General features: G+C 71.2%; 25 protein-coding genes and 7 pseudogenes. 16 read left to right on the top strand and 16 right to left on the bottom strand.

The genetic code is table 11. The features are described from left to right. Positions 1–104 precede the first annotated feature (104 nt). The 7 genes and pseudogenes from ACQ86J_RS29620 to ligA all read left to right on the top strand — a co-directional run bounded on the left by ACQ86J_RS29620 (position 105) and on the right by ligA (position 8753). Positions 105–722, top strand: a complete 618-nt coding sequence (locus ACQ86J_RS29620) for a cell division protein FtsA (RefSeq protein WP_431268331.1) — start codon at positions 105–107, stop codon at positions 720–722. Continuing rightward, entirely contained in the window at positions 674–1036 is a 363-nt protein-coding gene (locus ACQ86J_RS29615; RefSeq protein ID WP_431268330.1) for a hypothetical protein, read from the top strand. Before ACQ86J_RS29620 ends, ACQ86J_RS29615 begins: the two co-directional genes overlap by 49 nt. 116 nt (positions 1037–1152) lie before the next feature. Next, positions 1153–2710, top strand: a pseudogene (gene ftsZ, locus ACQ86J_RS29610) (cell division protein FtsZ). A gap of 233 nt (positions 2711–2943) precedes the next feature. Next, positions 2944–3919 (top strand): annotated as a pseudogene (gene lpxC / locus ACQ86J_RS29605) (UDP-3-O-acyl-N-acetylglucosamine deacetylase). A 181-nt stretch (positions 3920–4100) separates the two neighbouring features. Continuing rightward, entirely contained in the window at positions 4101–5024 is a 924-nt protein-coding gene (locus ACQ86J_RS29600) for an outer membrane protein assembly factor BamD (RefSeq protein ID WP_431268329.1), read from the top strand. After that, complete coding sequence (recN, locus tag ACQ86J_RS29595; RefSeq protein ID WP_431268328.1) at positions 4988–6667, top strand: DNA repair protein RecN; 1680 nt, start codon at positions 4988–4990, stop codon at positions 6665–6667. The genes ACQ86J_RS29600 and recN overlap by 37 nt, the downstream gene beginning before the upstream one ends. Continuing rightward, positions 6664–8753: pseudogene (gene ligA / locus ACQ86J_RS29590) on the top strand (NAD-dependent DNA ligase LigA). The gene recN and the pseudogene ligA overlap by 4 nt, the downstream one beginning before the upstream one ends. Before the next feature lie 15 nt (positions 8754–8768). Here the strand turns inward: ligA and ACQ86J_RS29585 are convergent. Together ACQ86J_RS29585 and ACQ86J_RS29580 are read right to left on the bottom strand one after the other, a co-directional pair. Next, positions 8769–9056: a hypothetical protein gene (locus tag ACQ86J_RS29585; protein WP_431268327.1), complete on the bottom strand. Its 288-nt coding sequence runs from the start codon at positions 9054–9056 to the stop codon at positions 8769–8771. Positions 9057–9227: 171 nt separating this feature from the next. Beyond that, a complete protein-coding gene (locus tag ACQ86J_RS29580; protein WP_431268326.1) occupies positions 9228–9704 on the bottom strand; it encodes a DUF427 domain-containing protein in 477 nt (158 codons plus the stop codon). Positions 9705–9746: 42 nt separating this feature from the next. Here ACQ86J_RS29580 and ACQ86J_RS29575 point away from each other — a divergent pair. Both ACQ86J_RS29575 and ACQ86J_RS29570 read left to right on the top strand, forming a co-directional pair. Next, positions 9747–9929, top strand: a pseudogene (locus tag ACQ86J_RS29575) (hypothetical protein); the annotation flags it as partial. 121 nt (positions 9930–10050) lie between these two features. Beyond that, the gene (locus ACQ86J_RS29570) at positions 10051–10692 is read left to right on the top strand and encodes a zinc-binding dehydrogenase (protein ID WP_431268325.1); all 642 of its coding nucleotides are present in this window, start codon (positions 10051–10053) and stop codon (positions 10690–10692) included. A gap of 199 nt (positions 10693–10891) precedes the next feature. Here the strand turns inward: ACQ86J_RS29570 and ACQ86J_RS29565 are convergent, their stop codons facing one another. The 6 genes from ACQ86J_RS29565 to ACQ86J_RS29540 form a co-directional block, all read right to left on the bottom strand. Continuing rightward, complete coding sequence (locus ACQ86J_RS29565; protein ID WP_431268324.1) at positions 10892–11698, bottom strand: aspartate aminotransferase family protein; 807 nt, start codon at positions 11696–11698, stop codon at positions 10892–10894. Continuing rightward, the gene (locus ACQ86J_RS29560; protein WP_431268323.1) at positions 11611–12186 is read right to left on the bottom strand and encodes an aminotransferase class III-fold pyridoxal phosphate-dependent enzyme; all 576 of its coding nucleotides are present in this window, start codon (positions 12184–12186) and stop codon (positions 11611–11613) included. Before ACQ86J_RS29560 ends, ACQ86J_RS29565 begins: the two co-directional genes overlap by 88 nt. Before the next feature lie 54 nt (positions 12187–12240). Continuing rightward, complete coding sequence (locus tag ACQ86J_RS29555; RefSeq protein WP_431272580.1) at positions 12241–12687, bottom strand: pyridoxamine 5'-phosphate oxidase family protein; 447 nt, start codon at positions 12685–12687, stop codon at positions 12241–12243. Between the two features lie 252 nt (positions 12688–12939). Further along, entirely contained in the window at positions 12940–13692 is a 753-nt protein-coding gene (locus tag ACQ86J_RS29550; RefSeq protein WP_431268322.1) for an SDR family oxidoreductase, read from the bottom strand. A gap of 43 nt (positions 13693–13735) precedes the next feature. Further along, on the bottom strand, positions 13736–14449 hold the full coding sequence (locus ACQ86J_RS29545) for an ATP-binding cassette domain-containing protein (protein WP_431268321.1): 714 nt from the start codon (positions 14447–14449) through the stop codon (positions 13736–13738). Continuing rightward, positions 14449–14847: an ABC transporter permease gene (locus ACQ86J_RS29540; RefSeq protein WP_431268320.1), complete on the bottom strand. Its 399-nt coding sequence runs from the start codon at positions 14845–14847 to the stop codon at positions 14449–14451. The genes ACQ86J_RS29545 and ACQ86J_RS29540 overlap by 1 nt, the downstream gene beginning before the upstream one ends. A 600-nt stretch (positions 14848–15447) precedes the next feature. On the opposite strand from ACQ86J_RS29540, the gene ACQ86J_RS29535 reads away from it, so the two are divergent. The 3 genes from ACQ86J_RS29535 (at position 15448) to ACQ86J_RS29525 (ending at position 17292) form a co-directional block, all read left to right on the top strand. Beyond that, a complete protein-coding gene (locus ACQ86J_RS29535; protein WP_431268319.1) occupies positions 15448–16176 on the top strand; it encodes a cold-shock protein in 729 nt (242 codons plus the stop codon). 81 nt (positions 16177–16257) lie between these two features. Further along, a complete protein-coding gene (locus tag ACQ86J_RS29530) occupies positions 16258–16704 on the top strand; it encodes an RrF2 family transcriptional regulator (RefSeq protein WP_431268318.1) in 447 nt (148 codons plus the stop codon). A gap of 42 nt (positions 16705–16746) precedes the next feature. Beyond that, positions 16747–17292 (top strand): carboxymuconolactone decarboxylase family protein, encoded by a 546-nt coding sequence (locus ACQ86J_RS29525; protein ID WP_431268317.1) that lies wholly within the window; start codon positions 16747–16749, stop codon positions 17290–17292. On the opposite strand, the gene ACQ86J_RS29520 is transcribed toward ACQ86J_RS29525, so the two are convergent. The 8 genes and pseudogenes from ACQ86J_RS29520 to ACQ86J_RS29485 all read right to left on the bottom strand — a co-directional run. Beyond that, a complete protein-coding gene (locus ACQ86J_RS29520) occupies positions 17277–17522 on the bottom strand; it encodes a hypothetical protein (RefSeq protein WP_431268316.1) in 246 nt (81 codons plus the stop codon). The genes ACQ86J_RS29525 and ACQ86J_RS29520 overlap by 16 nt on opposite strands. A gap of 82 nt (positions 17523–17604) precedes the next feature. Further along, positions 17605–18647: pseudogene (locus ACQ86J_RS29515) on the bottom strand (xanthine dehydrogenase family protein molybdopterin-binding subunit); the annotation flags it as partial. Next, the gene (locus ACQ86J_RS29510; RefSeq protein ID WP_431268315.1) at positions 18632–19060 is read right to left on the bottom strand and encodes a molybdopterin cofactor-binding domain-containing protein; all 429 of its coding nucleotides are present in this window, start codon (positions 19058–19060) and stop codon (positions 18632–18634) included. The pseudogene ACQ86J_RS29515 and the gene ACQ86J_RS29510, both read right to left, overlap by 16 nt. Beyond that, entirely contained in the window at positions 19029–19550 is a 522-nt protein-coding gene (locus ACQ86J_RS29505; protein WP_431268314.1) for a hypothetical protein, read from the bottom strand. Before ACQ86J_RS29505 ends, ACQ86J_RS29510 begins: the two co-directional genes overlap by 32 nt. A 27-nt stretch (positions 19551–19577) precedes the next feature. Beyond that, the gene (locus ACQ86J_RS29500; RefSeq protein WP_431268313.1) at positions 19578–20258 is read right to left on the bottom strand and encodes a 2-hydroxychromene-2-carboxylate isomerase; all 681 of its coding nucleotides are present in this window, start codon (positions 20256–20258) and stop codon (positions 19578–19580) included. A 1-nt stretch (position 20259) separates the two neighbouring features. Beyond that, on the bottom strand, positions 20260–21219 hold the full coding sequence (locus ACQ86J_RS29495) for a CoA-transferase (RefSeq protein ID WP_431272579.1): 960 nt from the start codon (positions 21217–21219) through the stop codon (positions 20260–20262). Beyond that, a pseudogene (locus ACQ86J_RS29490) lies at positions 21218–21262 on the bottom strand (hypothetical protein); the annotation flags it as partial. The pseudogene ACQ86J_RS29490 and the gene ACQ86J_RS29495, both read right to left, overlap by 2 nt. A gap of 68 nt (positions 21263–21330) precedes the next feature. Beyond that, positions 21331–21702, bottom strand: a pseudogene (locus tag ACQ86J_RS29485) (CoA transferase subunit A); the annotation flags it as partial. Positions 21703–21929: 227 nt separating this feature from the next. Here ACQ86J_RS29485 and ACQ86J_RS29480 point away from each other — a divergent pair. Genes ACQ86J_RS29480 through ACQ86J_RS29465 form a run of 4 tightly spaced genes read left to right on the top strand, consistent with a single transcriptional unit; the run spans position 21930 to position 25339 of the window. Further along, positions 21930–22373: a transglutaminase N-terminal domain-containing protein gene (locus ACQ86J_RS29480; RefSeq protein ID WP_431268312.1), complete on the top strand. Its 444-nt coding sequence runs from the start codon at positions 21930–21932 to the stop codon at positions 22371–22373. Next, entirely contained in the window at positions 22256–23935 is a 1680-nt protein-coding gene (locus tag ACQ86J_RS29475) for a transglutaminase family protein (protein ID WP_431272578.1), read from the top strand. Before ACQ86J_RS29480 ends, ACQ86J_RS29475 begins: the two co-directional genes overlap by 118 nt. Next, complete coding sequence (locus ACQ86J_RS29470) at positions 23919–25154, top strand: transglutaminase family protein (protein WP_431268311.1); 1236 nt, start codon at positions 23919–23921, stop codon at positions 25152–25154. Before ACQ86J_RS29475 ends, ACQ86J_RS29470 begins: the two co-directional genes overlap by 17 nt. Continuing rightward, positions 25052–25339: a transglutaminase family protein gene (locus tag ACQ86J_RS29465; RefSeq protein WP_431272577.1), complete on the top strand. Its 288-nt coding sequence runs from the start codon at positions 25052–25054 to the stop codon at positions 25337–25339. Before ACQ86J_RS29470 ends, ACQ86J_RS29465 begins: the two co-directional genes overlap by 103 nt. Positions 25340–25371: the final 32 nt, after the last annotated feature.

Genomic DNA, 25371 nt, shown 5'->3' with positions numbered 1-25371 from the left:
GGAGATGGCCGACACGCGGCTGCGCAGCGTCATCGTCAACTCTCTCGGGCGGCCAGCCCGAATCGCGCCACCACAACATCCAATGGCAGATCGGCGGCCGCGCGGTGACCGAGGCCGACCTGCGCGCCATCATGAACGAAGGCCGCCGCCGCGGCGCCGAGGACGGGCGGGAGACGGTGCACGCCTTCCCGCTCGGCTTCACGGTGGATGCGACGCCGGGCGCCAACGACCCGCGCGGGATGATCTGCGACACGCTGACCGCGCGACTCCATCTGGTGGACGCGGCGCAGGCGTCGCTGCGCAACCTCGGCGCCTGCCTGATGCGCTGCGACCTCGAGGTGGAGGAGCTGGTCTCCGCTCCCTTCGCTGCCGGCCTCGCCACGCTGGTCGAGGACGAGAAGCATCTCGGCGCCACGGTCATCGACATGGGCGGCGGCACCACCAGCTTCGCGGTCTTCGCCGAGGGCCACCTGCTGCACACCGCGCAGCTGCCGGTCGGCGGCTGGCACGTCACCAACGACCTGGCGCGGCTGCTCTCGACGCCGGTCGCGCATGCCGAACGCCTGAAGACGCTGCATGGCGGCGTGCTCGGGTCGCCGGAGGACGAGCGCGAATGGCTGCCGGTGCCGCTGGTGGGGAGGAAGACGACCAGATCGCCCGCATTCCGCGCGCCATGGTGGTCGGGATCATCCGCCCGCGGCTCGAGGAAACCTTCGAGCTGATCCGCGACCGGCTCGACGCCGCCGGGCTGAGCCAGGAGATGGGCCGCCGCGTGGTGCTGACCGGCGGCGCCAGCCAGCTGGTCGGCGCGCGCGAGCTCGCGGCAAGGGTGCTCGATCGCCAGGTGCGGCTCGGCCGGCCGCATCCGGTGCGCGGCCTGCCCGAGACCGCGCAGGGCCCGGCCTTCGCCGCGCCGCTCGGCCTGCTCACCTGGTGCGCCGGCGAGGGCAGGCCGCTGCTCGACCTGCTGCCCGGCCTCGAACGCCCGCCGGGCGTGTTCCGGCGAATCGTCAACTGGCTGCGGGATCGCGCGTGATGCAGCAGACCAGTCACATCGTTGCGAAAAAACCTGTGGATGAAGTGCGATTACCCGCGTCACCCGCAGGACACGGATCGATTGATGTCTCTAGGATTGCCTGAGGAGATGCCCGCATGACGCTCAACCTCACCTTGCCTGTCGCCCAGCACACCGACTTCAGCCCGCGCATCACCGTCATCGGGGTCGGCGGCGGTGGCACCAACGCGGTCAACAACATGATCGCCATGGGGCTGGAAGGTGTGGAGTTCGTCGTCGCCAACACCGACGCGCAGTCGCTGGTGCACAGCAAGGCCGAGCGCCGCGTGCAGCTCGGCCCGCACCTGACGCAGGGCCTTGGCGCCGGCGCGAAGCCGGAGATCGGCCGCGCCGCCGCGGAGGAGGCGACCGAGGAGCTCGCCCGGCATCTCGACGGCGCGCACATGGTCTTCGTCACCGCCGGCATGGGCGGCGGCACCGGCACCGGCGCAGCGCCGGTCATCGCCCGCATGGCGCGCGAGCGCGGCGTGCTGACCGTCGGCGTCGTCACCAAGCCCTTCGACTTCGAGGGACCGAAGCGCAAGCGCTCGGCCGAGACCGGCATCGAGGAGCTGCAGTCGGTCGTCGACACGCTGATCATCATCCCGAACCAGAATCTCTTCAGGATGGCGAACGAGCGGACGACCTTCGCCGAGGCCTTCAAGATGGCCGACGCGGTGCTGTACGACGGCGTCCGCGGCGTCACCGACCTGATGATCAAGCCCGGCCTGGTGAACCTCGATTTCGCCGACATCCGCACCGTCATGGCGGAGATGGGCAAGGCGATGATGGGCACCGGTGAGGCCGAGGGCGAGGACCGCGCGGTGAAGGCGGCCGAGAAGGCGATCAGCAACCCGCTGCTCGATGACGCCTCGCTGCGTGGCGCCCGCGGCGTGCTGATCAACATCACCGGCGGCTACGACATGACCCTGTACGAGGTCGAGGAAGCCGCCAGCCGCATCCGCAAGGAAGTGGACGAGGACGCCAACATCATCTTCGGCACCTCGGTCGAGGACGACCTGAACGGCCGCCTGCGCGTCTCCGTCGTCGCCACCGGCATCGATGCGGTGCAGGCCCAGCCGGTCGCCGCCCCGGTGGCGAAGCCGGAAGGCCCTGACCCTGGTGCCGGGCGGCCGTCCCGCCGTCGCCACGGCGCCCGCGCCCCGCGCCGCCTCCCCTGTCGCCGGCGTGCACCCGGCCGGCCCGGCGCCGCGCCGCGCCGCGGGCGTGCCCGGCTCCTTCCTCGGCCGGGCGGTGAATGCCGCGCCGGTGGCGGCGCACGAGCCGATGCCGGTGCCGCAGCAGCTCGGCCCGCAGCCAGTGCTGGTCGAGGAGCACGAGGCCGCTGCCCCGGTGATGATGACCCCGGCCCCGGCGCCGAACTCCTTCCCCGGCGGCCGCCCGGCCCCGGTCGTCGGCCCGGCCGAGGTCCGCCCGGCGGCGCCCGCCGCGCCGGCCTCGGGCGGCGGCGGCTTCCGCAACCTGTTCCGCAACGTGACCGGCGGCGGGCTGATGCGCCGCACCGTATCGGAGCCGGCGCCGGTGGCGGACCGCCTGGTGCCCGACCAGCAGGCGCCGCGAGCGCCCGCGCGCGTGCCGCAGCAGGACGACATGGGGCTCGACATCCCGACCTTCCTGCGCCGCCAGTCGAACTGAACCACTCGCCGAGCGATATGGCAGGCCGCCGCGGGAGACCGCGGCGGCCTCTTCCATGCCGGTCGCAGCGTTAAGCAAGCGAAAGATTTTGCACCGCAAAAAACCAGAATTTTCAAAGATTTACAGCGTAATATGACGAAACAAGGCTTTATTCGCCGCGACGCACCAGGGATGGCACCTATGCGATGGGGCTGCCGCCAAAGGGCGCGCGCCCAGGGGTCGCAGGAACGGGAATGGACGGTTACATCGCGCTCGAGACAGGCCGCCGCCGGACGCTGAAAGCCGCCATCGGCTGCGTCGGGATCGGCCTGCACAGCGGCCGGCGTGCCCAGCTTCAGCCTGCGGCCGGCCGCCCCGGGGGCGGGCATCGTGTTCCACCGGACCGATATCGGCCTCGAGATCCCGGCGCTGTTCGACCAGGTCGTGGATACCCGGCTCTGCACCGCCCTCGGCGCCACCGAAGCCCCGCAGCACCGCATCGGCACGGTCGAGCACGTGATGGCGGCGCTGGCCGGCTGCGGCGTCGACGACGCCGTCATCGAGCTCGACGGGCCGGAAGTGCCGATCCTCGATGGCTCCGCCGCGCCCTTCGTCTTCCTGATCGACTGCGTCGGCCTGGCTGCGCATGGCGGCCTCGGCGCCGGCATGGCCGGATCGATCGAGGTGCTGCGCCCGGTGCGGGTGCAGGAGGGCGATGGCCCGAACGCCGCCTGGGCCGAGCTCGCCCCCGGCAGCGGCGACCGTTTCGACGCCTCGCTCAGCATCGACTTCTCGAACACCGCCATCGGCCGGCAGTCGGTCTCCATGCGGGTCACGCCGCAGAGCTTCCGCACCGGCCTGGCCGATGCCCGCACCTTCACCCTGGCCGAGGACGTGGCCCGGCTGCGCGCCGCCGGCCTGGCGCTGGGCGGCAGCCTGGCGAATGCGGTGGTGGTGGATGGCCCGGCCGTCCTGAACCCCGGCGGGCTGCGCCGGCCGGACGAGTTCGTCCGCCACAAGATGCTGGACGTGGTGGGCGACCTGGCCCTGGCCGGGGCGCCGATCGCGGCCGCTTCACCGGCCATCGCTCCGGCCACGCGCTGAACAACCGGCTGCTGCGGGCGCTCTTCGCCGACCGCGCCAATTGGCGTGCGCTGCCGACCGGTGCCAGCATCGACGGCGGGGCGCGCATGCCGCTCGCCCGCTGCCGCGGCCGCCGCCGTCGCCTGACAACGGGACGGCCGGGTCGCCTCCTGTCGACCGGCGCGGCAGCGTGCTATAGAGCCGGGCATCGCCGGGCAGGCTTGCCGGGCGATGGCATTCCGTCCCCGATTCCAGGCCTCGGGCGCCCGCATGCCTGCCTCCTCAGCGTGACGCCGCCCCAGCGCCACGGCACTCCAGCGACCGGGCCATGATGACAAGACGCCTTTCCACCCTGCTCATCCTCGGCCTCGGCCTGACGACCCTGCCGGGCTGTTCCTGGTTCGACAATTGGGACGGCAAGCAGGCCAGCCTGGATGGCGAGCGCCGGATCGCCAACGCCACGGTCGATCCTTCCCCGGAAGGCCTCTACGGCGCCGGCGTGGAGGCGCTGCAGGCCAGGCGCTATGCCGCGGCGGCCGACTATTTCGACCAGATCGAGCGCGACCACCCCTATTCGACCTGGGCGACCAACGCCAAGCTGATGTCGGCCTATGCCGAGTACCAGCGCAACCGCTACACCGAGGCCATCGGCGCGCTCGACCGCTTCATCCAGCTGCACCCGGCGCATCGCGACATCGCCTATGCGTTCTATCTTCGGGCGCTTTGCTACTACGAGCAGATCGCCGACGCGCAGCGCGACCAGCGCACCACCGAACAGGCCATGGCGGCGCTGCAGGACGTGGTGAACCGCTTCCCCGACACCGCCTATGCCCGCGACGCCCGGCTGAAGCTCGACCTCGGCCGCGACCACCTGGCGGGCAAGGAGATGAATATCGGCCGCTACTACCAGCGGCAGCGGCTCTATGCCGCGGCGATCGGCCGCTTTAAGCGGGTGGTCGAGGAATACCAGACCACCAACCACGTGCCCGAGGCGCTGCACCGGCTGACCGAGATCTACCTGACCCTCGGCCTGACGGAGGAAGCGCGGAAGACCGCTTCGGTGCTTGGCCACAATGTTTCCCGGCAGCCCCTGGTACCAGGACAGCTACGCCCTGCTGGTGGAGGGTGCCGAGGCCTCGGCCCCCGACCGGCCGGGCTTCGCGCGCCGCGCCTGGAACTGGGTCTTCTGAGGCCGGGGCGGACCGCACGCCAAGCATGCTGGCATCCCTCGCTATCCGCGACGTCGTCCTGATCGAGCGGCTGGACCTCACCTTCGGCATGGGGCTGACGGTGCTGACCGGCGAGACGGGCGCGGGCAAGTCGATCCTGCTGGACAGCCTGGGCCTTGCCTGCGGCGCCCGGGCCGAGGCCGGCATGGTCCGCGCCGGCCAGGCGCAATGCTCGGTCACCGCCGCCTTCGCGCCGCCCGAGGGCCACCCGGCCTTCGGCGTGCTCGAGGAGCAGGGGATCGAGCGGGACGACACGCTGGTGCTGCGCCGCGTGGTGCAGGCCGATGGCCGCAGCCGCGCCTTCGTCAACGAACAGCCGGTGGGCGTCGCCCTGCTGCGGCGGCTTGCGGCGACGCTCGTCGAGGTGCAGGGCCAGCACGACCAGGTCGGGCTGGCCGACCCGGCGACCCATGCCGGGCTGCTGGATGCCTTCGGCGGGCTGGAGCCGAAGCGCAATGCGGCGGCCGCGGCGCATCGCGGCTGGCGCGAGGCGACGCGGGCCCTGGCCACGGCGCGGGAGGCGATCGCCGCCGCCCAGCGCGACGAGGAATTTCTCCGCCACGCCGTGCAGGAACTCTCCGACCTCGCCCCGGTGGAGGGCGAGGAGGAGGAGCTGAGCAAGGAGCGCCAGCGCCTGCAGCAGGGCGAGCGGCGCAGCGAGAGCATCGCCGCCGCGCTGTCGGAACTGCAGCCGCGCGACCGCCGCCGCGGCGGCCCCGGCGATGCGCTGCGCGGCGCCGCCCGGGCGCTGGAGCGGCTGCCAGCGCCGAACGAGGAGGCGCAGCCCATCCTCGGCTTCCTGGCCCAGGCGCAGGACGCCCTGGCCGAGGCGGAGACGCTGCTGCAGCGGCTGATGCATGAGGGCGGGCCGGACCCGCGCCGGCTGGAGACGCTGGAGGACCGGCTGTTCAGCCTGCGCGCCGCCGCCCGCAAGCATGCCGTGCCGGTGGTGGAGTTGCCGGCGCACCTGGGCCAGCTGAAGGACCGGCTCGGCGCGTTGGATGCGGGGACCGAGCGGGTGGCCGGGCTGGAGGCCGCCGCCGCCACCGCCCGCGCCGACTACCTCGCCGCAGGCCGGGCGCTGACCGAGGCGCGCCAGGCGGCGTCGAAGCGGCTGGAGGCAGCGCTGGCGAAGGAGCTGCCGCCGCTGAAGCTCGACCGCGCCCGCTTCGTGGTGGAGGTGGCGCCGCGCGAGGAGAGCGGCTGGGCGGCGGACGGCATGGACCGGGTCACCTTCCTGGTCTCCACCAATCCGGGCCAGACGCCGGGGCACCTGCAGAAGATCGCCTCGGGCGGCGAGCTGTCGCGGCTGATGCTGGCGCTGAAGGTGGTTCTCGCCCGGGGATCGCCCGTGCCGACCCTGGTCTTCGATGAGGTGGATGCCGGCATCGGCGGCGCCACGGCGGCGGCCGTCGGCGACCGGCTGGCCCGCGTCGCGGAACGGCTGCAGGTGCTGGTGGTCACCCACAGCCCGCAGGTCGCGGCGCGCGGCGCGCAGCAGCTGCGGGTCGCCAAGTCGGTGAAGGGCCAGCGCGCGGCGACCACGGTCGAGCCGCTGGACAAGCGCGAGCGGCGCGAGGAGATCGCCCGGATGCTGGCCGGGGAACGCGTCACGGATGCGGCCCGCGCGGCGGCCGACAGCCTGCTGACGGGAGGGCTTCTATGACTCAGTCGACACTGCGTTCTCGTCTGCCTACGTCTTTAACCGAAGCTGAAGCTGCCGCCGAACTGGAACTACTAGCGCAAGAAATCCCAGCGCACCGGGCCGCGTACGACGCATCAAACCCGCTGATTACCGATGCCGAATTTGATCACCTCGTGAGAAGAAACGACCAAATTGAGGCTATTTTTCCGAATTTAATCCGCTCCGATAGTCCGTCTCAGAAAGTTGGGTCGGAGATAGAACTTGATCTTTTCAAAGTTCGCCATGGCGTTCCAATGCTAAGCCTAAATAATGTCTTTAATAGTTCAGAATTTCAGAAATTTTGCCAGAGAATTCGGAAACTATCTCAATGTACGCGATGAGCCTCTATGCTTTGTCGGCGAACCAAAAATCGACGGCGTTTCGGTGAATTTGTTATACGAGAATGGAAATTTAGTTCGCGGCTCAACTCGAGGGGATGGCATAGAAGGGGAAGATATCACTGCAAACGTTAAGACTCTTCAAGATATACCAAAGAGACTACGCACAAATTCGTCCCCAAATAGGATCGAAATCCGGGGCGAAATCTTCTGTACGAAAGCTGATTTTTTGGCTTTCAACGCAGAGGAAGCTAGTCACGGCAGAAAAATCTACGCAAATCCGCGCAAACTTTGCCGCCGGCGCAATAAGACAACTCGATGAGCGAGTTACTTCCCTAAGACCACTTAGCATGTTCGCCTATGCAATGGGAGAATGTTCTAACATTTCATGGAAAACTCATTTTGAGTACCTTGAGAATCTGAGCAACTGGGGATTCAGAGTTTATTCTGAAAACAAAATTTTGTGCAGCGAAGAAGAAGCCGAGGCCTTCCAGGCGCGGATGGCGGAGGAGCGCGCCGGCCTCGCCTACGACATCGACGGCGTGGTCTACAAGCTTGACCGGCTGGACTGGCAGACCCGGCTCGGCTTCGTCGGCCGGGCGCCGCGCTGGGCCATCGCCTGGAAATTCCCCGCCGAGCAGGCCATCACGAAGCTTCTTCGCATCGAGATCCAGGTCGGCCGCACCGGCGCGCTGACCCCGCGCGCGGTGATGGAGCCGGTCAATGTCGGCGGCGTCATGGTGCAGCACGCCACCCTCCACAACGAGGACGAGATCGCCCGGAAGGACATCCGCGTCGGCGACACGGTGGTGCTGCAGCGCGCCGGCGACGTCATCCCGCAGGTCGTCTCGGTCGTGCTGGACAAGCGCCCGGCGGACAGCACCCCCTTCGCCTTCCCCGATACCTGCCCCTTCTGCGGCAGCCATGCCGTGCGGCCGCCGGGCGAGGTGGTGAAGCGCTGCACCGGCGGGCTGATCTGCCCGGCCCAGACGATCGAGCGCCTCAAGCATTTCGTCGCCCGCAATACCCTGGATATCGACGGCTTCGGCGAGGAGCGGATCGTCCAGTTGCGCGAGGCAGGGCTGCTCGCCTCCCCGGCCGACATCTACCGTCTGCCGGCGCATGAGGCGCGGATCGCCGCGCTGGAGGGCTGGGGCGCGCTCTCGGCCCGCAATCTCGTCCGCGCCATCGAGGCGCGACGGCGGCCGCCCTTCGACCGCTTCATCTTCGCCCTCGGCATCCGCCGCATCGGCGAGGCGAATGCGAAGCTGCTGGCCCGCCACTACCATTCCCTGCCCGAATGGCGGGAGCGCATGCTGGCGGCCCGCATCATCGGCTCCGAGGCGCGGGAGGAGCTGGGCTCGATCCAGGGCATCGGCCCGGCGATCGCGCAGGAGCTAGTCGATTTCTTCGAGGAGCCGCACAACCTGGCGGCGCTGGACGACCTGGCGGCCTATGTCACGCCGGAACCGGTGGCTTTCACCGCGGCGGCCGATCCGCCTTTCGCCGGCAAGGTGCTGGTCTTCACCGGAACGCTCGAGACGATGACGCGGCCGGAGGCCGAGGCGCGCGCCGAGGGGCTCGGCGCCAAGGTGACCAAGAGCGTGTCGAAGAAGACGGATTTCGTCGTGGTCGGCGCCGATGCCGGCAGCAAGGCCGCCAAGGCTGCCGAGCTCGGCGTCCGGGTGCTGACCGAGGCGGAGTGGCGCGAGCTGGCGGGGCTCGGCTGAGCCCCGCCCGGCGGCTCAGCCGCCCTTGTTGCCTTCGCGGCGGCCGCCTGTCGGCAGCGGGACCGGCGTGGGGCTGCCCGCACCGCCGGCGGGCGCGGTCCCGGTATAGTCGATGGTCGGCTTGGCGCCGGTGTCGCCGGCGCTGCGGGTGCCGGTGAAGGTGGCGGTCCCGCCCGAGGCATTCGCGCTATTCGCGCCCATGGTGTCGCGCGCTTCCTGCTTCAGCGGCGCGGAGCCCGGCCCGGTCGAGGTCCCGGCGATCGGCGGGCCGCTGGTGGTCTTCACGTCGGCGCAGGCGGTCATCGCCAAGCCGGCGGCGAGGGCAAGCGTGAGAGTATGGATTCTGCATGCGGTGTCATCCCCCAAAAGGTTCCGTCGCCACCCTCGCCGCATTGTCGGTGCAATGCCGATCACAACATCTTGCCAGCCGCGCAATGTCGCAGCCATCCGCTTCACGATTTTGAGCGCGTTGCTCTACCACCCCAGCGTGCCGGGCCCGCCCTTGAAGGGGCCGACCAGTTCGGCGGTGATCCAGCCGCCGTAAAAGCCGCCGGGCTGCGGCACCACCCGTTCGCCATCCACGAAGCAGGCGTCCATCCGGCCGGCATAGACCGCGACATGGTCCTGGATGTCGGCGAAGGCCGGGGTCGGGTCCGGGTAGGACCAGCCCGCTGCGTCTGCAACCACCCCGCCGGCGGCCAGGCTCCAGTAGCGCGCCCGGCCCTTCCATTCGCAGAGGCTGCCGCCCGGCGCAGGGCGCAGCACGCCGGGGCGGAAGGCCTCGGGCGGCAGGTACCAGCTCGGCGGGTGGAAGGTCTCCAGCACCCGGAAGGCATCCCGCGTCTCGGCGATGGTCTCGCCGCCGAGGCGGATCGTGACCAGGCGGCCGCTGCGTTCCAGCCGCGGCGGGCGGGGATAGTCGGCGACGCGTTCGGTGGGGCGCTGGGTCATGCGCTGCAGGTGGCCCCCTTCCCCCGGGCTGCAACCGGGGCAATGTTGCGGCCATCCGAACGGAGGACCGCCATGACCAACGCCAACCTGCAGGTGCTGCTGCGTCGCCGCCCCAAGGGCGCCCCGGTGCCCGAGGATTTCGAGATCGTCGAGACGCCGGTGCCGGAGCCGCAGGAAGGCGAGGTGCTGATCCGCCACCACTATCTCTCCCTCGACCCCTATATGCGCGGCCGCATGGCGGAGGCGAAGAGCTACGCCAAGCCGGTCGAGCTCGGCGCCGTCATGGGAAGGCCGCGCGGCGGGCGAGGTCGTCGCCTCAAAGGCGCCGGGCTTCGCGCCGGGCGACATGGTGGCGGGCGGCTATGGCTGGCAGCGCTATTCCTGCGTGAAGGCCGCCGGCTTGATCAAGGTGGACCCGAAGGAGGCGCCGCTTTCGGCCAATCTCGGCGTGCTCGGCATGCCGGGCCTGACCGCCTGGGTCGGGCTCGAGGATATCGGCATGCCGAAGGCCGGGGAGACCATGGTGGTCTCGGCCGCCTCGGGCGCCGTCGGCCAGGTGGTCGGGCAGATCGGCAAGATCCGCGGCTGCAAGGTCATCGGCATCGCCGGCGGGGCGAAGAAGTGCCAGTACGTGACGGAGGAGCTGGGCTTCGACGCCTGCATCGACCATCGTGGCGACCTGAACGCGCAGCTGGACGCGGCCTGCCCGGAGGGGATCGACGTCTACTGGGAGAATGTCGGCGGCCCGGTGCAGGCGGCGATATTCCCGCGCCTGCGCGACTTCGCCCGCATGGTGATGTGCGGCGTGATCAGCCAGTACAACACGGTCGAGGGCGCCGACAGCTTCGGCGGTGCGCCGGGGCCGATCTCGGCGCCGTGGTGCGCAAGCGGCTGCGGATCGAGGGCTTCATCGTCAGCGACAAGGGCTGGCCGCGCTACGCCCAGTTCCGCAAGGAAATGCTGGGCTGGATGGCGGATGGCCGGATGACCTGGCGCGAGGACGTGGCCGAGGGGCTGAAGCGCGCGCCGCAGGCCTTCATCGGGCTGCTGGAGGGTAAGAACTTCGGCAAGCTGGTCGTGAAGGTCGACTGAAGAAAAGGTCGGGGAGGAAAACAGGTATTCCCTCCCCGAACCCCACCCTTCCCTTTTGCGGGTCGGCCCCCGCCGCGCGGCGACTGCCGACCCCTCTACCCCGCCTTCCGCGGCAGCGCGGCGATCGCGCCGGCGAAGGCCTGCAGCGTCTGCTCCAGGTCCTCGGCGGTATGGGCCAGCGACATGTAGTACTTGCTGTCGCCCTTCAGGATCCCGGCCGCTCGCAAGCGGGTGTTGAAGTGCTTCTGCAGCCCGGCATCGGCGCGCAGCGTGCTGCGGTAGTCGCGCACCGCCTCGGCGCTGAAGACCACGTCGAAGAGCGGCGGCTCGCCGACCACCTGCGCCGGCAGCCCGGCCTTCTTCAGCATCGCCTCGATGCCCTGCATCAGCGTCCGGCCGCTGGCGAAGACCTGCTCGTAGGCGCCGGGGCGGCGCAGCACCTCCAGCGTCGCCAGGCCCGCCACCGCGGCGACCGGATTGCCAGAGAGCGTCCCGACCTGCATCAGGAAGCCGTCCTCGCCGACGATCCCCTTGTCGAAATGCGCCATGATGTCGGCCCGCCCGGCGATCGCCGCCAACGGAAAGCCGCCGCCGATGATCTTGCCCAGCGTGCAAAGGTCGGGCGTCACCCCGTAGTAAGATTGCGCGCCGCCATAGGCGAAGCGGAAGCCGGTGACGACCTCGTCGAAGATCAGCGGGATGCCGTAGTGCGCGGTGATGTCGCGGATGCCCTGCAGGAAGCCCGGCGCCGGCGGGATCAGGCGCTGGAATGGCTCGAGGATCACCCCGCCCAGCTCGGCGTGATGCGCCTCGATCAGCGCGCGGGCGGCATCCAGGTCGTTGAAGGGGGCGACCAGCACCTCCTCCCGCGCGCTCCTCGGGATGCCGGCCGAATCCGGCACGGCGGTCGGAGATCCGCCAGGCGCTTCGGCGCCAGGCTCATCAGCCCCCAATCGGACATGCCGTGGTAGCCGCCCTCGGATTTCAGGATGCGGTCGCGGCCGCGGAAGGCGCGGGCGACGCGCATGGCGTACATGTCCGCCTCGGACCCGCTGCTGACGAAGCGGACCTGCTCGGCGCAGGGCATCGCCTCGACGATCGCCTCGGCCAGGCGGATGCCGTGCTCGTTGTTGGCGAAGAAGGTGGTGCCGCGCGGCACCTGGGCCAGCACGGCCTCCGTCACCTCCGGATGCGCATGGCCGATGAACATCGGGCCTGAGCCGAGGAGGTAGTCCACATACTCGTTGCCCGATACGTCCCAGACCCGCCCGCCACGGCCCTCCCGGATGATGATGTCCGAGGCGAAGTTGCCGAAGCCGCCGGCCGGCAGCACGCGATGCGCCGTCCGCACCAGCGCCTGCTCGTCCAGGCTGCGCGTGATCCCGTCCATCGGCCCGTCCCTATTGCTGCGACCGGGGAAGGCTAGAACAGGATCGGCCGCGCGTCATACCCGATGCGGGTCGTCCCGCGGCAGGATGTCGCGGATGTAGTCGCGGCCCTTCCATTCCGGCGGGATCTGGCTGCCATCCGACTGCGGCAGGTAGACGGAGGGCGCACCGCCGGCGAGGTCCGGGATGTAGCGCGGGCAGTTCGGGAAGATATCGGTGACTGCGACGCTGACCAGCCGCCGCGCCCCAGGGCTGGCGGCGATCCGCGCCGGATCCTCCACCAGCGATGCCTGGCCGCGCAGGCGGAGCCGCAGGGATTTCCCGTCGAAGGCGATGAAGAGCATGCCGATGGATGGGCTCTTCAGGATGTTCCCCAGACTGAGATACATCGAATTGCCGTCGTAGTCCGGCCATTCCAGCGTGGCCGGGCCGGTGACCCGGACGAAGCCGGGCGGACCGCCCTTGAAGCTGCAATCGACCGCGCCCTCGGCCGCGGTGGCCAGGAAGAAGAAGGGTGCCGTCTCGATCAGCGCGACATGCTGCGGCTCGAAGGCCGCGGCGCGGCGGCGCGCCTCCAGCGTATCGGCGACGCGGCGGCCGTCGTAGCGGTCCTGCAGCGCGCGGTTGCCGTCGTGGAACAGGGCGCTTTCCGGCGCGGCCGATCCATGCGCCGCGCCCGCGGCGCCCTGGGATCGGGCCGGGCCGGGGCGACCGGTTCACGCTCCGCGCCTGCGGCGCTCCGCGACCGGATGCGCTCACCAGATGGCATGGCCACCATCCACCACCAGCGTCGCGCCGAGCATGAACGAGCTGTCGTCCGAGGCGAGGAAGACGATCGCCCGGGCGATCTCCTCCGGCTGCGCCACGCGGTTGAGCGGGGAGCGTGCCGCCAGCGCCGCGGTGAAGGCCCCCGGGTCGTTGGCGCGCGCCAGCATGCCCTCGAAATAGGAGGTCGCGGTCGGCCCCGGCGCCACGGCGTTCACCCGGATGCCCTGCCCCGCATGGTCGATCGCCATGGCCCGGGTCAGCGCATCCACCGCCCCCTTGGTCGCCACGTAGGCCGCGCGGTCCTTGATCCCGACGATGGCGATGTTGGAGGCGGTATTCACGATCACCCCGCCTCCCTTCGCCGCCATAATCGGAATGGCGTGCTTGGCGCAAAGGAACACGCCCTTCACGTTCACCCGGAAGATCGCATCCCAATCCGCCTCGGTGGTCTCGGTCACCGCGCCCTGGATGCCGAAGCCCGCATTGCTCAGCAGGACGTCGATCCGGCCGAAGCGGTCGGCGACCGCCCGCATGGCGGCGGCGACCTCGGCCTCCGCCCCGACATCCGCCGCGATCGCCATGCCCGGCCGGGCCAGCGCCGCGGCGACCGCCTCGGCCGCGGCCGGATCGCGGTCGAGGCAGGCGACCGTCGCACCCTCCTCGGCGCAGAGCAGCGCCGTGGCGCGGCCGATGCCGGCCCCCGCGCCGGTGATGACGACGACCTTGTCCTTGAGCCGCATGGCGCTTCCCCCGTCCCTGGCGCGCAGTATGCCCAGGCGCCGGTCAGGCCAGCAATCCGCCCCGCAGGAAGGCCGCCGCCTCGGGCGAGGCGGCCCCGGCGAAGAAATCCGCCGCCGGCGCGCGATCCAGCAGCCGGCCGCGGTGCAGGAAGGCGACCTCCCCGGCGAGGCGCCGCGCCTGGGCCAGGTCGTGCGTGGTCATGACGATCTTGGTCCCGCGCCCGGCGATGCCGGCGATCGCCGCCTCCACCGCCTTGGTCGCCGCCGGGTCCAGGCTGGCGCAGGGCTCGTCGAGGAACAGCACCTCCGGCGCCAGGGCGGCGGCGCGGGCCAGGGCCAGGCGCTGCTGCTCGCCGCCCGAGAGCCGCCGGGCCGGCCGCCCGGCCAGCGCCGCCAGCCCCGCCTCGGCCAGCCCCGCCTCCGCCCGCGCCCGCCGCGCCGCGTGCGGCAGCCCGGCCAGGGCGAGCGGGTATTCCAGGTTGGCGAGTGCGCTCCGCCGCAGCATCACCGGGCGCTGGAAGACCATGGCATCGCGCTTCGGCCCGGTGCCCGCCCAGCGGATGCGCCCGGCGCCCGGGGCCAGCAGTCCGTGCAGCAGACGCAGCAGCACCGACTTGCCGGCACCGTTCGGACCGATGACCAGCAGCGGCGGCCCGGCCTCGACCGCCAGGGTGACCTCCTGCAGGATGGCGACGCCGCCGGCCGCATAGCCCAATCCCTCAGCCAGCAGCGGCAACGCGGTCTCCGTCGCCCGCATCAGCCGCCCGCCTGCACCGCGACGCCGCGCAGCAACTGCGCCGCGACGTTCACCGCCAGCACGATCGCCATCAGGATGCCGCCCAGCGCCAGGGCCAGCGGCAGGTCGCCCTTGCTGGTCTCGAGCGCGATGGCGGTGGTCATCACCCGGGTGAAGCCTTCGATATTGCCGCCGACCACCATGACAGCGCCGACCTCGGCGCTGGCCCGGCCGAAGCCGGCCAGCAGCACGGTCAGCAGCGCGAAGCGGCCGTCCCAGAGCAGCGTCGGCACCGCGCGCCAGGGCCCGGCGCCGAAGGAGCGCAGTTGCTCGGCATATTCCTCCCAGAGCTGCTCCATGGCCTGGCGCGACAGCGCGGCGAGGATCGGCGCGATCAGCAGGGTCTGGGCGATCACCATGGCGCCCGGGGTGAACAGCAGGCCGAGACCGCCGAGCGGCCGCGCTGCGCGACAGGGCCAGGTAGATCAGCAGCCCGGCGACCACCGGCGGCAGACCCATCAGCGCGTTCAGCCCGACGATGATCGCCTGCCGGCCGGGGAAGCGCGCCACCGCCAGCAGGGCGCCGAGCGGCAGCCCGAGCAGCGCGGCGCAGGCGGTCGCCAACAGGCTGACGCGCAGCGACAGTCCGACGATTCGCAGCACCGCCGGGTCGGCCCCGGCGACCAGCTGCAGCGCGGTGGCGAAGGCGACGCCCAGATCGGTCAAGGGATTCCTCGTTCCAGGCGAAGCTGCGGGCCCGCCCGGCCGGGGTCAACCGGCCCGCGGCGCCATCGCCTGCCGCGTTTTGCCGCAGCTTGCCGCCTCGCCGTGCCGATCGGGGCGTATCGGGGGCGAAATTTCATCGCCGCGTGCAGATTTCCAGGATGGGCTGGCGCGCGGTGCAGGAAGCCCTATGCTAGATGCTTGGCGAATGCCATTCGCTGTCCAAGGGGGCAGATGAAGGCAGGCCGGGTTCCGGGAACGGGGCGTGGCCAGTGGAGCACCGAAGAGTTCGAGAGATGGCCAAAAACGAAAGCTGGCGCCCCCGCAAGCCCCGCAAGCGCGGGTTTGACGACGATACCCCCGAGTTTGGCGGCGGTGGTGGTGGCTGGGGAGCCCCACCTCCTTTCCCGATCCCGAGCGGCTCCCCGGCCTCCCGCGGTCCCTCGGTCTTTGCCACGGGTCCCGAGGTCGAGGCCACGGTTAAGTGGTTCAACCCCGAGAAAGGCTTCGGCTTCGTGGAGCTCGGCAACGGCTCCGGCGACGCCTTCCTGCATGTCTCGGTGCTGCAGCGCTCGGGCAGCGACGCGGTCAACCCGGGCGCCGGGCTGCGCGTCCGCGTCGGGCCCGGCCAGAAGGGCCAGCAGGTGACCGAGGTAGTCGAGATCACCAGCCCCGGCGAGCCCGGCGGCGGTGGTCCCGGCGGCGCGCCGCGTGGCGGCTTCGGCGACCGGCCGCCCCGCTCTGGCGGTTTCGGCGACCGGCCGCCGCGGGCCGGCGGCTTCGGCGGCGGTGGCGGCTTCGCCCCCTCCGGCCCGGCCGAGGAGATGCGCGGCACCGTGAAGTGGTACAGCGCGGAGAAGGGCTTCGGCTTCGTCTCCCCGGAAGGCGGCGGACGCGACGTCTTCGTGCATGCCACGGCGCTCGAGCGCAGCGGCATCCCGCCGCTGACCGAAGGCCAGTCGGTGACCATGCAGGTCGTGCAGGGCAAGAAGGGCCCGGAGGCCTCGACCCTCTCCCGCAGCTGAGCGGCAGCGGACGAGGTCTGCAGGACAGGGCGGCGCCCCGGCGCCGCCCCGAGGGGTCGTCGCCCCTGGGAGGAAACACGCATGCTGCTGCGCCGGGAACGGGCGATGACCGCGGTGGCGATCATGCTGGACGTGGCCTTCCATGCCGGCCGTACCGAGGCAGTCAGCGCCGCCGACATCGCCGAGCGGCTGGGCCAGGCGCGCCGGGGCATCGAGCCGGTGCTGCAGGCCCTGTCGCGTGCTGGCCTGCTCGACAGCATCCGCGGCCCGAAGGGCGGCTACCGGCTGGGCCGGCCGCCGCGCGACCTGCGGCTGGCGGAGATCGTCTCGACCGCGTTGGACGAGGATGGCGGGGCCGAGGCACCCGCCGGGCGACTGCAGGCCGCCGTGGTGCAGCCGCTCTGGACCGAGCTGGAGACGCTCTGCCGTGACCATCTCTCCGGCCTGACCATCGCCGACCTGATCAAGCGGGCGGCCGCGGCCGGCGTGAAGCGGCCGACGGTGGAGCCGCTGAATTTCGTCATCTGACGTGACCGGGTAGGCTGCCCCCTGCACCCAGGGGAGAGCGCCATGGCCCGCGTCCGCAACATCGACAGTGCCGAGCTGCCGCCGGAGTTGGCGGAGGTCTACGAGCGCTTCGCCGGTAGTTACGGCCCGTTCCGCAACCAGGTCGCGGTCTTCGCCCATGTCCCCGCGGCGCTGCGCCACCTGTTCCCGATGCTGATGGAGCTGCGGGAGGCGAGGACGCTGCCGAAGCGGGCGCTGGAGATCGCCATCGTCGTCGTCTCCAATCTCAATGCCTGCCACTACTGCGTCGCGCACCACAAGCCTTTCCTGCAGGTCGAGGGCATCTCCTCGGCCGGCATCGACCGCATCATGGACTGGCAGGACCATCCCGAGCTGGATGCGACCGACAAGCTGGTGGTGCAGTATGCCATCGCCGCCTGGGAGACACCGAACCGCATCCCGGCGGCGCTGTTCCGCGCCATCCGCGAGGTCTTCACCGAGGCGCAGGTGGTGGAGCTGACCTTGCGGATCACGCTCTGCGGCTTCTTCAACCGCTTCAACGACGCGCTGCAGATCGAGGAAGAGCCGGAGGTTCACGCCGCCGGCTGAGCGCCCCGGATCGCCCGCCAGACCGTCTCGGCGGTCGCCGGCATCTGCAGCCCTGTGACGCCGAGCGGCCGCAGCGCATCCAGCACGGCATGCATGACGGTCTGCGGCGCGCCGATCGCGCCGGCCTGCCCCACCCCCTTCACGCCGAGCGGGTTGGAATGGGTCGGCGCCTCGCCAAAGGTCACCGCCAGCTCCGGCAGGTCGGCCGCACGCGGCAGGGCGTAGTCCATGAAGGAGGCGCTCAGCAGCTGGCCCAGAATCCGGGTCGTAGGCGATGCGTTCCTGCAGCGCCTGGCCAATGCCCTGGGTGAGGCCGCCCTGGACCTGCCCGCGGGTCAGCATCGGGTTCACCAGCGACCCGTAATCGTCCACCGCCTGGTAGCGCGCGAGCGTCACGGCGCCGGTCTCCGGGTCGATCTCCACCTCGGCGCAATGCGCGCCCGAGGGAAAGGTGACGAGCTCCGAGAGGTTCATCGCCTCGGCATCCAGGCCGAGCTCCATCCCTTCCGGCACGTCCTGCGGGTCGCGCGAGGCCTCGATCAGCGCATCCAGGGTGAAGGCCTGGCCAGTGGCGGTGCAGGTGAAGCAGCCCTCGGCGAACTCCACCGATTCCGGCGCGACCTGCAGCAGGTGGCCGGCCAGGCGGCGGGCCTTCTCGATCACCTTGTCCATCGCCAGGACCAAGGCGGTGCCGCCCACATGCAGCGAACGCGCGCCGCCATGGCCGTTGCCGAAGGCGACGAGGTCGGTATCGGCCTGCACCAGGCGGAAACGCGATTCCTCGAGGCCCAGCCAGGCGGCGGCGATCTGCGCGAAGCTGGTCTCGAGCCCCTGGCCGTTGTTCTGCGTGCCGACGCAGAGGTCGACCATGCCGTCCGCCGCGAAGCGCACCGCCGCCCATTCCTGGGGCGCGCCGCGCGAGGTCTCGAGGAAGCAGGCGATGCCGAGGCCGCGCAGCATGCCACGCGCCTCGCTCTCGGCCCGCCGCGCCGCGAAGCCGTCGCGGTCCAGCAGCGCCGCGAGGTCGCCGATATTGTCGCCGAAGCGGCCGGTATCCATCAGCATCCCCGTGGCGCTTCGGTAGGGGAAGGCGCTGATGGCATTGCGCCGGCGGATCTCGATCGCGTCGATCCCAGTCGCGTGCGCCGCGGCCTCGACCAGGCGCTCGGTCAGGTAGTTCGCCTCCGGCTTGCCGGCGCCGCGATAGGCATCGACGGGGAGGGATCGGTGAAGGCGCCCTCCACCTCCAGCAGGATGGCGGGGATGGCATAGATGCCACCGATCGCGGTGGAGACCGAGTTGGTCGGCACCGCCGGGCCGAAGGCCGAGCAATAGGCGCCTAGGTCGCCCGCCATCCGGGCATGCAGCGCGAGGAAGCGCCCCGCCGCATCGAGCGCGCCAGCCGCGCCCTGCCCTGGAAGTCGCGGGCATGCACGGCGCCCTGGGATTCCTCCGTATGGTCGGCGATCCAGGCGACGGGGCGGCCGAGCCGGCGGGCGGCGGCGAGCAGGGCGACATGCTCGGGGAAGAGGAAATTCTTCATCCCGAAGCCGCCGCCGACATCGGGGCAATGCAGGTGGAAGGCGGCCTCCTCCAGGCCGAAGACGGTGGCCGATTGCTTGCGGATGCCGTGCACGCCCATGCCGGAGAACAGCAGGTCGAAGCGGCGGCCGTCCCAGGCGGCGACGGCGCCGCGCGGCTCGATCGGCGCGGCATGGACCCGTTGGTTGACGAGGTCAGAGCTCGACGATGCGGGCGGCGGCGGCAAAGCCGGCCTGCATCGCCGCGCGGTCGCCGCGCTCGAAGCGGAAGGCGCGATTGCCCGGCGCCTCGGGCCAGATCTGCGGCGCGCCCGGGGCCAGCGCCGCGCGGCTGTCCACCACCGCAGGCAGCGGGTCGTACTCGACCAGGATCGCCTCGGCCGCGTCACGCGCTGCGGCCCGGGTCGCCGCCACCACCAGCGCCACCGGCTCGCCGACATGCTTCACCGCCTGATGCGCCAGCGCCGGGCGGTGCGGCACGACCAGCGGGCCGATCGTGGCGACCACCGCGGGACAGGGCAGCGAGCCGATGCCCTCGGCGGCGAGGTCGGTGCCGGTCAGCACCAGTGCGACCCCCGGCATGGCGCGGGCGGCGGCGGCATCGACCGCGACGATGCGCGCATGCGCATGCGGCGAGCGCAGCACCACGCCATGCAGCGCGCCGGCGGGGACGAGGTCCGCGAGGTAGCGGCCCTCGCCGGTCAGGAAGCGCAGCATCCTCGGTGCGGCGGCGGTTCTCGCCGATCATGCCGGGCCGCCGGGGCTCTGGTGCCGCATCGCTCGCTCCTGGGCTGTCGGGCGCGAGTGTAGCGAGCCTCCCCTACCCCTTGGCCAGCCGCTTCGCGACGAATCCAGCCGGTCCTGGCCCCAGAAGATGTCCTCGCCGATGACGTAGCTCGGCGCGCCGAGGACGCCGCGGGCCAGGGCGGCGGCGGTATCCGCCTCCCGCATCGCCGCCCAGCGCGGGTCGTCGCCCAGCGCCAGCACGGCCTTGGCATCCAGCCCGCACTCGCCGATCAGCCCGGCCAGCACGTCGCGGTCGGCCGGGTTCAGCTCGTCCTCCCAGACCGCCTTCAGCACCCGGTGCGCCAGCCGGATCGCCGGCGCGTCGCCCTCCGTCTCGCGCAGGCCGATGACGCAGGCGCTGCTCAGCGCCTCGGAGCTCGGGAAGTATTTCGGGTGGGTCTTGATCGGGATGCCCGTCGCCTCCCGCCAGCGGGCCAGTTCCTGCAGCCGGTAGGCTTGGCGCTGCGGGCTGCGCTTGGGAAGCGGCAGGCCGCCGGAGCCGGCGAAGATGGTGCCGAAATCGACTGGGTAGATGCGGATCGAGGCGCCATGCTGCCTTGCCAACGCCTCGATCCGCGCCGCGCCCAGATGCGTCCAGGGCGAGTTGAGGGAAGCGTAGTAGTCGATGTGCAGGGCCATCTCAGCGTCCTTCCGTCAGCGGTGCGCCCGTTGCCGCCTGGGCGGCCTCGAAGGTGATCCCCGGCGCCAGCTCGCGCACCGCGAAGCCCTCGCCGGCCGGCGCGAACAGACCGTAATCTGTCGCCACCAGCGTCACCACGCCACGCGCCGTCACCGGCAGCGAGCATCGCGGCACCAGCCGCGGCTCGCCCTTGCGGGTGGTGTGCTCGAGGATGATGAAGACCCGCTTCGCGCAGGCCGCCAGGTCCATGGCGCCGCCGATGCCGCCGCCCTTCGCCTTCCCGACCTTCCAATTGGCGAAGTCGCCGCCGGCCGAGACCTCGTAGGCGCCCATCACCGTCACGTCGATGCGGCCGCTGCGGATGATGCCGAAGCTGTCGGCATGGTGGACGATGGCCGCCCCCGGCCGCAGCGAGACATTCTGCCCACCGGCATTGACCAGGTGCAGGTCCTCCTCGCCCGCCGGCAGCACCGGGCCGTAGCCGATGACGCCGTTCTCCGCGTGATAGAGGATGTCGCGGTCGCCTATGTCGGTGTTGCTGCAGAGCGTCGGGATGCCGACGCCGAGGTTGACGATCCAGCCATCCTGGGATTCCTGCGCCAGGCGATCCGCCATCTGCTGGCGATCCCAGCCCGTTGGGCGTCCGGTGGCCGGAGCGCCCTCCGGCGCGAAGGCCTGAATCGGCCGGCTCAAACCGCTGCCGCTCATTTCGCGCGCTCCTGCCGCCGGACGGTCCACAACCCCTCGGGCGCCGGCGGCACCTTCACCAGGCGCTGGACGAAGATGCCGGAGAGATGCACCTGGTCGGGGTCGAGCGCGCCCGCGGGCAGGATGTCCTCTTCCACCTCGACGATGGTGAGCTTCGCCGCCATCGCCATCAGCGGGCAGAAATCCGCTGCGCCAGGCGGAATTGCAGGTTGCCCGCCATATCCGCCCGCCAGGCGCGGATGAAGGCGATATCGCAGGGCAGCGCGTATTCCAGCAGGTATTCGCGGCCATTGATGACCCGCGTCTCGCGCCCTCGGCCAGCTCGGTGCCGACTGCGGTCGGGGTGTAGAAGGCGGGGATGCCGGCGCCGGCGGCGCGCAGCCGCTCGGCCAGCGTGCCCTGCGGCACCAGCTCGGCCTCGACCTCGCCGGCCTCGTAGTACCTGGTGAAGGGCAGCACGTCGGTCGGGCGCGTCGCGGCGGTGAAGCTGCAGATGACCTTCGCCACCTGCCCGGCCTCGACCAGCATGCCGATATCCGGCAGCCGCGGCTGGTGCGCTCCGCCGGTGGTGTTGCCGATGCAGGTCAGCCGCTTCGCGCCCTGGTCCAGCAGCGCGCGGGTCAGGTTGTAGGGGGTGCCGGGCCCGGCGAAGCCGCCGAACGCGATCACCGCACCATCCGGGATGTCCGCCACCGCGGCGGCGAAACTCCCCACCTGCTTGCTTCGCTGCGCCATGCGCCATTCCCCCCGAACCGCTTGGCCGGAAGCTTAGGACGCGATCGGCGCGGCTGGAAACAGCGGTAGCGCCCACGGCTGCGCGGCTTGCACAGCCTGGGAGGCATCTGCCCGTAATTTAGGCGCCCGCCGGTCGCTGAGCGCAACCCTCCGCCCCGGGATCGTCATGCCGCGCGTGGCGTCGGTTTTGCTGTAAACCGGGCCGACTCTTCGCAGGCTGACCGATCATGCCGCTTCACGTAGCCCTGAACCACGCGACCCATTACCGCTACGACCGGGCCATCCAGCTCGGGCCGCAGACCATCCGCCTGCGGCCGGCGCCGCATGCCCGCACGCCGATCGTCAGCTACGCCCTGAAGATCGAGCCGAAGCCGCACTTCCTGAACTGGATGCAGGACCCCCAGGGCAACCACCTCGCCCGCGTCGTCTTCCCCGACCGCGTCACGCATTTCAGCGTCGAGGTCGACCTCGTCGCCGACATGGCGACGATCAACCCCTTCGACTTCTTCCTCGAGCCCGAGGCGGAGACCTTCCCTTCGCCTATGACGCGGTGCTGGACCAGGAGCTGGCGCCCTTCCGCAAGCTGGAGGCACCGGGTCCGCTGCTGCGGGAGTTCCTCGCCGAGATCCCGCGCGGGGAGCGGCGCACCGTCGACATGCTGGTCGACCTGAACCGCCGGGTGCAGGAGCGCACCGCCTATGTCGTGCGCATGGAACCCGGCGTCTGGACGCCGGAGGAGACGCTCGGCAACCGGAAAGGCTCCTGCCGTGACAGCGCCTGGCTGCTGGTACAGACCCTCAGGCATCTCGGTCTCGCCGCCCGCTTCGTCTCCGGCTACCTGATCCAGCTCGTCGCCGACCAGAAGCCGCTCACCGGCCCGGAAGGCCCGGCCGAGGACTTCACCGACCTGCATGCCTGGGCCGAGGTCTACCTGCCCGGCGCCGGCTGGGTCGGGCTCGACGCCACCTCCGGCCTGATGACCGGGGAGGGCCACATCCCGCTGGCGGCGACGCCGGAGCCGGCCTCCGCTGCGGCGATCAGCGGCATGGCGGAGAAGGCGGAGACCGCGTTCGACTTCGCCATGAGCGTCACCCGGGTGCGGGAGACGCCGCGGGTCACCAAGCCCTACAGCGACGCGCAGTGGCAGGGCATCCTGGCGCAGGGCCAGGCGGTGGATGCGGCGCTCGCGGCCGGCGAGGTGCGGCTGACCATGGGCGGCGAGCCGACCTTCATCGCCACCGACGACATGGACGCGCCGGAATGGAACACGGCTGCGCTCGGCCCGACCAAGCGCCGCTATGCCGGGCGGCTGCTGCGCCGGCTGGTGCCGCTCTGGTCGCCCGGGGCTGCGCTGCAATACGCCATGGGCAAGCACTACCCGGGCGAGCAGCTGCCGCGCTGGGCGCTGTACTCCCACTGGCGGAAGGACGGCGAGCCGGTCTGGCAGGACCCGGCGCTGCTGGCCTCGGATGACGACACCGACGACGCGACGGCGGCCGACGCCGACCGCTTCGCCCGCATCCTGGCCGAGCGGCTGCAACTCGACCCCGGCCTGGTCAACCCGGCCTATGAAGACATCCACTACTTCCTCTGGCGCGAGAAGCGCCTGCCGGCCAACGTGGTGGTCGAGGACGCGAAACTGAAGGACCCGCTGGAGCGCGCCCGGCTCGCCAAGGTCTTCGGCCAGGGGCTGGCGAGCCCGGTCGGCTCGGTGCTGCCGATCCGCCGGGTCATGCAGGACGGCACGCGGCGCTGGCACTCCGGCCGCTGGTTCTTTCGCGGCGACCACATGTTCCTCGTGCCCGGCGACAGCCCGATCGGCTTCCGCCTGCCGCTGGAAAGCCTGCCCTGGATGTCCGAGGAGGATGCCGCGAGGGTCTTCGAGCCCGCGGCCGATCCCTTCGCCCCGGTCGGCCCGCTGCCGCCGCGCCAGGCCTTCGAGCACCCGCGCGGGGATGTCCCCGCCGGCACCACGCCCGGTGCCTGGCGGCTGGTCCCGCAGCACGACCCGCGCGGTGCCGGACAAGGCGCCGGCCATGGCGAAGGCTTCGTCCCCGGCCTGGGCGCCGAGGGCTTCCGCCCGGTGGCGCAGGACCTGCCGGTGGTTGGCCGCCCTGACCCCGGCGTGGTCCGCACCGCCATGGCGGTCGAGGCCCGCGGCGGCCTGATCCATGTCTTCTTCCCACCGCTGCAGGCGGCCGAGGACTGGCTCGACCTTGCCGCCGCGGCTTGAGGCGACGGCAGCCGAGACGGGCCGCAAGGTCATCCTGGAAGGCTACCTGCCGCCGCGCGACGAGCGGCTGCTGAGCTTCTCCGTCACCCCCGACCCCGGCGTGATCGAGGTGAACATCCACCCCGCCGCCTCCTGGCCGGAGATGGTGGAGCGCACCGGACAGCTCTACGAGGAAGCCCGGCAGACCGGGCTCTCGGCCGAGAAGTTCATGCTGGACGGCCGGCATGTCGGCACCGGCGGCGGCAACCACGTGGTGATGGGGGCGGCCAGCCCGAAGGACAGCCCCTTCCTGCGCCGGCCCGACCTGCTGAAGAGCATGCTCGGCTTCTGGCACAACCACCCCAGCCTGTCCTACCTGTTCAGCGGGCTGTTCATCGGCCCGACCAGCCAGCACCCGCGCGTCGACGAGGCGCGGCAGGACAGCCTGGCCGAAGCTCGAGATCGCCTTCGGCAAGATCAGCGCCGGGGAGGAGACGCCGCCCTGGATGGTCGACCGGCTCTTCCGCAACATCCTGGCCGACATGACCGGCAACACCCACCGGACCGAGTTCTGCATCGACAAGATGTATGCGCCGGAGAGCAGCAGCGGGCGGCTCGGGCTGGTGGAGTACCGCGCGCTGGAGATGCCCCCCATCCGCAGATGGCTGCGGCGCAGATGCTGCTGATGCGGAGCGCCATCGCCGCCTTCTGGAAGACCCCCTACGACCGCCGCCTGGTCCGCTGGGGTACGCGGCTGCACGACGAGTTCATGCTGCCGCACTATGTCGCGCAGGATTTCGGCGACGTGCTGCGGGAGATGGCCGATCTCGGCTTCCCGCTGGCCGAGGACTGGTTCCGCGCCGCACCTCGAATTCCGCTTCCCGCTGATCGGCGAGGTGACGCTGCGCGGCGCCAAGCTCGAACTGCGCCACGCGCTCGAGCCCTGGCACGTGCTGGGCGAGGAGCCGGGCGGCGGCGGCGCACGGTGCGCTACGTCGACAGCAGCACCGAGCGCCTCCAGGCCAAGCTCCGCGGCTGGGTGGAGGAGCGCTATGCGCTGGCCTGCAACGGCTACGAGGTGCCGCTGACCCGGACCGAGACCGAGGGCGAGTACGTCGCCGGCATCCGCTTCAAGGCCTGGGACCCGCTCCTCCGCCCTGCACCCGACGATCCGGGCGCCAGACGCCGCTGGTCTTCGATATCTACGACCGCTGGACCGGGCGGAGCCTCGGCGGGCTGACCCACCATGTCTCCCACCCCGGCGGGCGGAGCTACGAGACGCTGCCGGTCAATGCCAACGAGGCCGAGGCGCGGCGCCGCACCCGGTTCCAGCCCTTCGGCCATACCCCGGGGCCGATGCCGCCGCCGCGGCCTTTGCCGGCGCGGGAATCGACCCGCTCGCTCGACCTGCGGCGCGCCGGCTGACGCGGCGGGAGGGCCGCAGTCCCGCTTCCCTT

The sequence above is a fragment of the Dankookia sp. P2 genome, from assembly GCF_050632255.1.
Lineage (GTDB): Bacteria > Pseudomonadota > Alphaproteobacteria > Acetobacterales > Acetobacteraceae > Paracraurococcus.
This window is presented reverse-complemented; position numbering and strand designations above follow the sequence as displayed.

Bases quoted from the DNA above. Each gene is read 5' to 3' on its own strand.
- ACQ86J_RS29615 (WP_431268330.1), top strand. From the start codon at position 674: ATGGTGGTCGGGATCATCCGCCCGCGGCTCGAGGAAACCTTCGAGCTG.
- ACQ86J_RS29600 (WP_431268329.1), top strand. From the start codon at position 4,101: ATGATGACAAGACGCCTTTCCACCCTGCTCATCCTCGGCCTCGGCCTG.
- recN (WP_431268328.1), top strand. From the start codon at position 4,988: ATGCTGGCATCCCTCGCTATCCGCGACGTCGTCCTGATCGAGCGGCTG.
- ACQ86J_RS29585 (WP_431268327.1), bottom strand. From the start codon at position 9,056: ATGACCGCCTGCGCCGACGTGAAGACCACCAGCGGCCCGCCGATCGCC.
- ACQ86J_RS29580 (WP_431268326.1), bottom strand. From the start codon at position 9,704: ATGACCCAGCGCCCCACCGAACGCGTCGCCGACTATCCCCGCCCGCCG.
- ACQ86J_RS29570 (WP_431268325.1), top strand. From the start codon at position 10,051: ATGGTGGCGGGCGGCTATGGCTGGCAGCGCTATTCCTGCGTGAAGGCC.
- ACQ86J_RS29560 (WP_431268323.1), bottom strand. From the start codon at position 12,186: ATGGACGGGATCACGCGCAGCCTGGACGAGCAGGCGCTGGTGCGGACG.
- ACQ86J_RS29550 (WP_431268322.1), bottom strand. From the start codon at position 13,692: ATGCGGCTCAAGGACAAGGTCGTCGTCATCACCGGCGCGGGGGCCGGC.
- ACQ86J_RS29545 (WP_431268321.1), bottom strand. From the start codon at position 14,449: ATGCGGGCGACGGAGACCGCGTTGCCGCTGCTGGCTGAGGGATTGGGC.
- ACQ86J_RS29540 (WP_431268320.1), bottom strand. From the start codon at position 14,847: ATGGTGATCGCCCAGACCCTGCTGATCGCGCCGATCCTCGCCGCGCTG.
- ACQ86J_RS29535 (WP_431268319.1), top strand. From the start codon at position 15,448: ATGGCCAAAAACGAAAGCTGGCGCCCCCGCAAGCCCCGCAAGCGCGGG.
- ACQ86J_RS29530 (WP_431268318.1), top strand. From the start codon at position 16,258: ATGCTGCTGCGCCGGGAACGGGCGATGACCGCGGTGGCGATCATGCTG.
- ACQ86J_RS29525 (WP_431268317.1), top strand. From the start codon at position 16,747: ATGGCCCGCGTCCGCAACATCGACAGTGCCGAGCTGCCGCCGGAGTTG.
- ACQ86J_RS29520 (WP_431268316.1), bottom strand. From the start codon at position 17,522: ATGGACTACGCCCTGCCGCGTGCGGCCGACCTGCCGGAGCTGGCGGTG.
- ACQ86J_RS29505 (WP_431268314.1), bottom strand. From the start codon at position 19,550: ATGCTGCGCTTCCTGACCGGCGAGGGCCGCTACCTCGCGGACCTCGTC.
- ACQ86J_RS29500 (WP_431268313.1), bottom strand. From the start codon at position 20,258: ATGGCCCTGCACATCGACTACTACGCTTCCCTCAACTCGCCCTGGACG.
- ACQ86J_RS29480 (WP_431268312.1), top strand. From the start codon at position 21,930: ATGCCGCTTCACGTAGCCCTGAACCACGCGACCCATTACCGCTACGAC.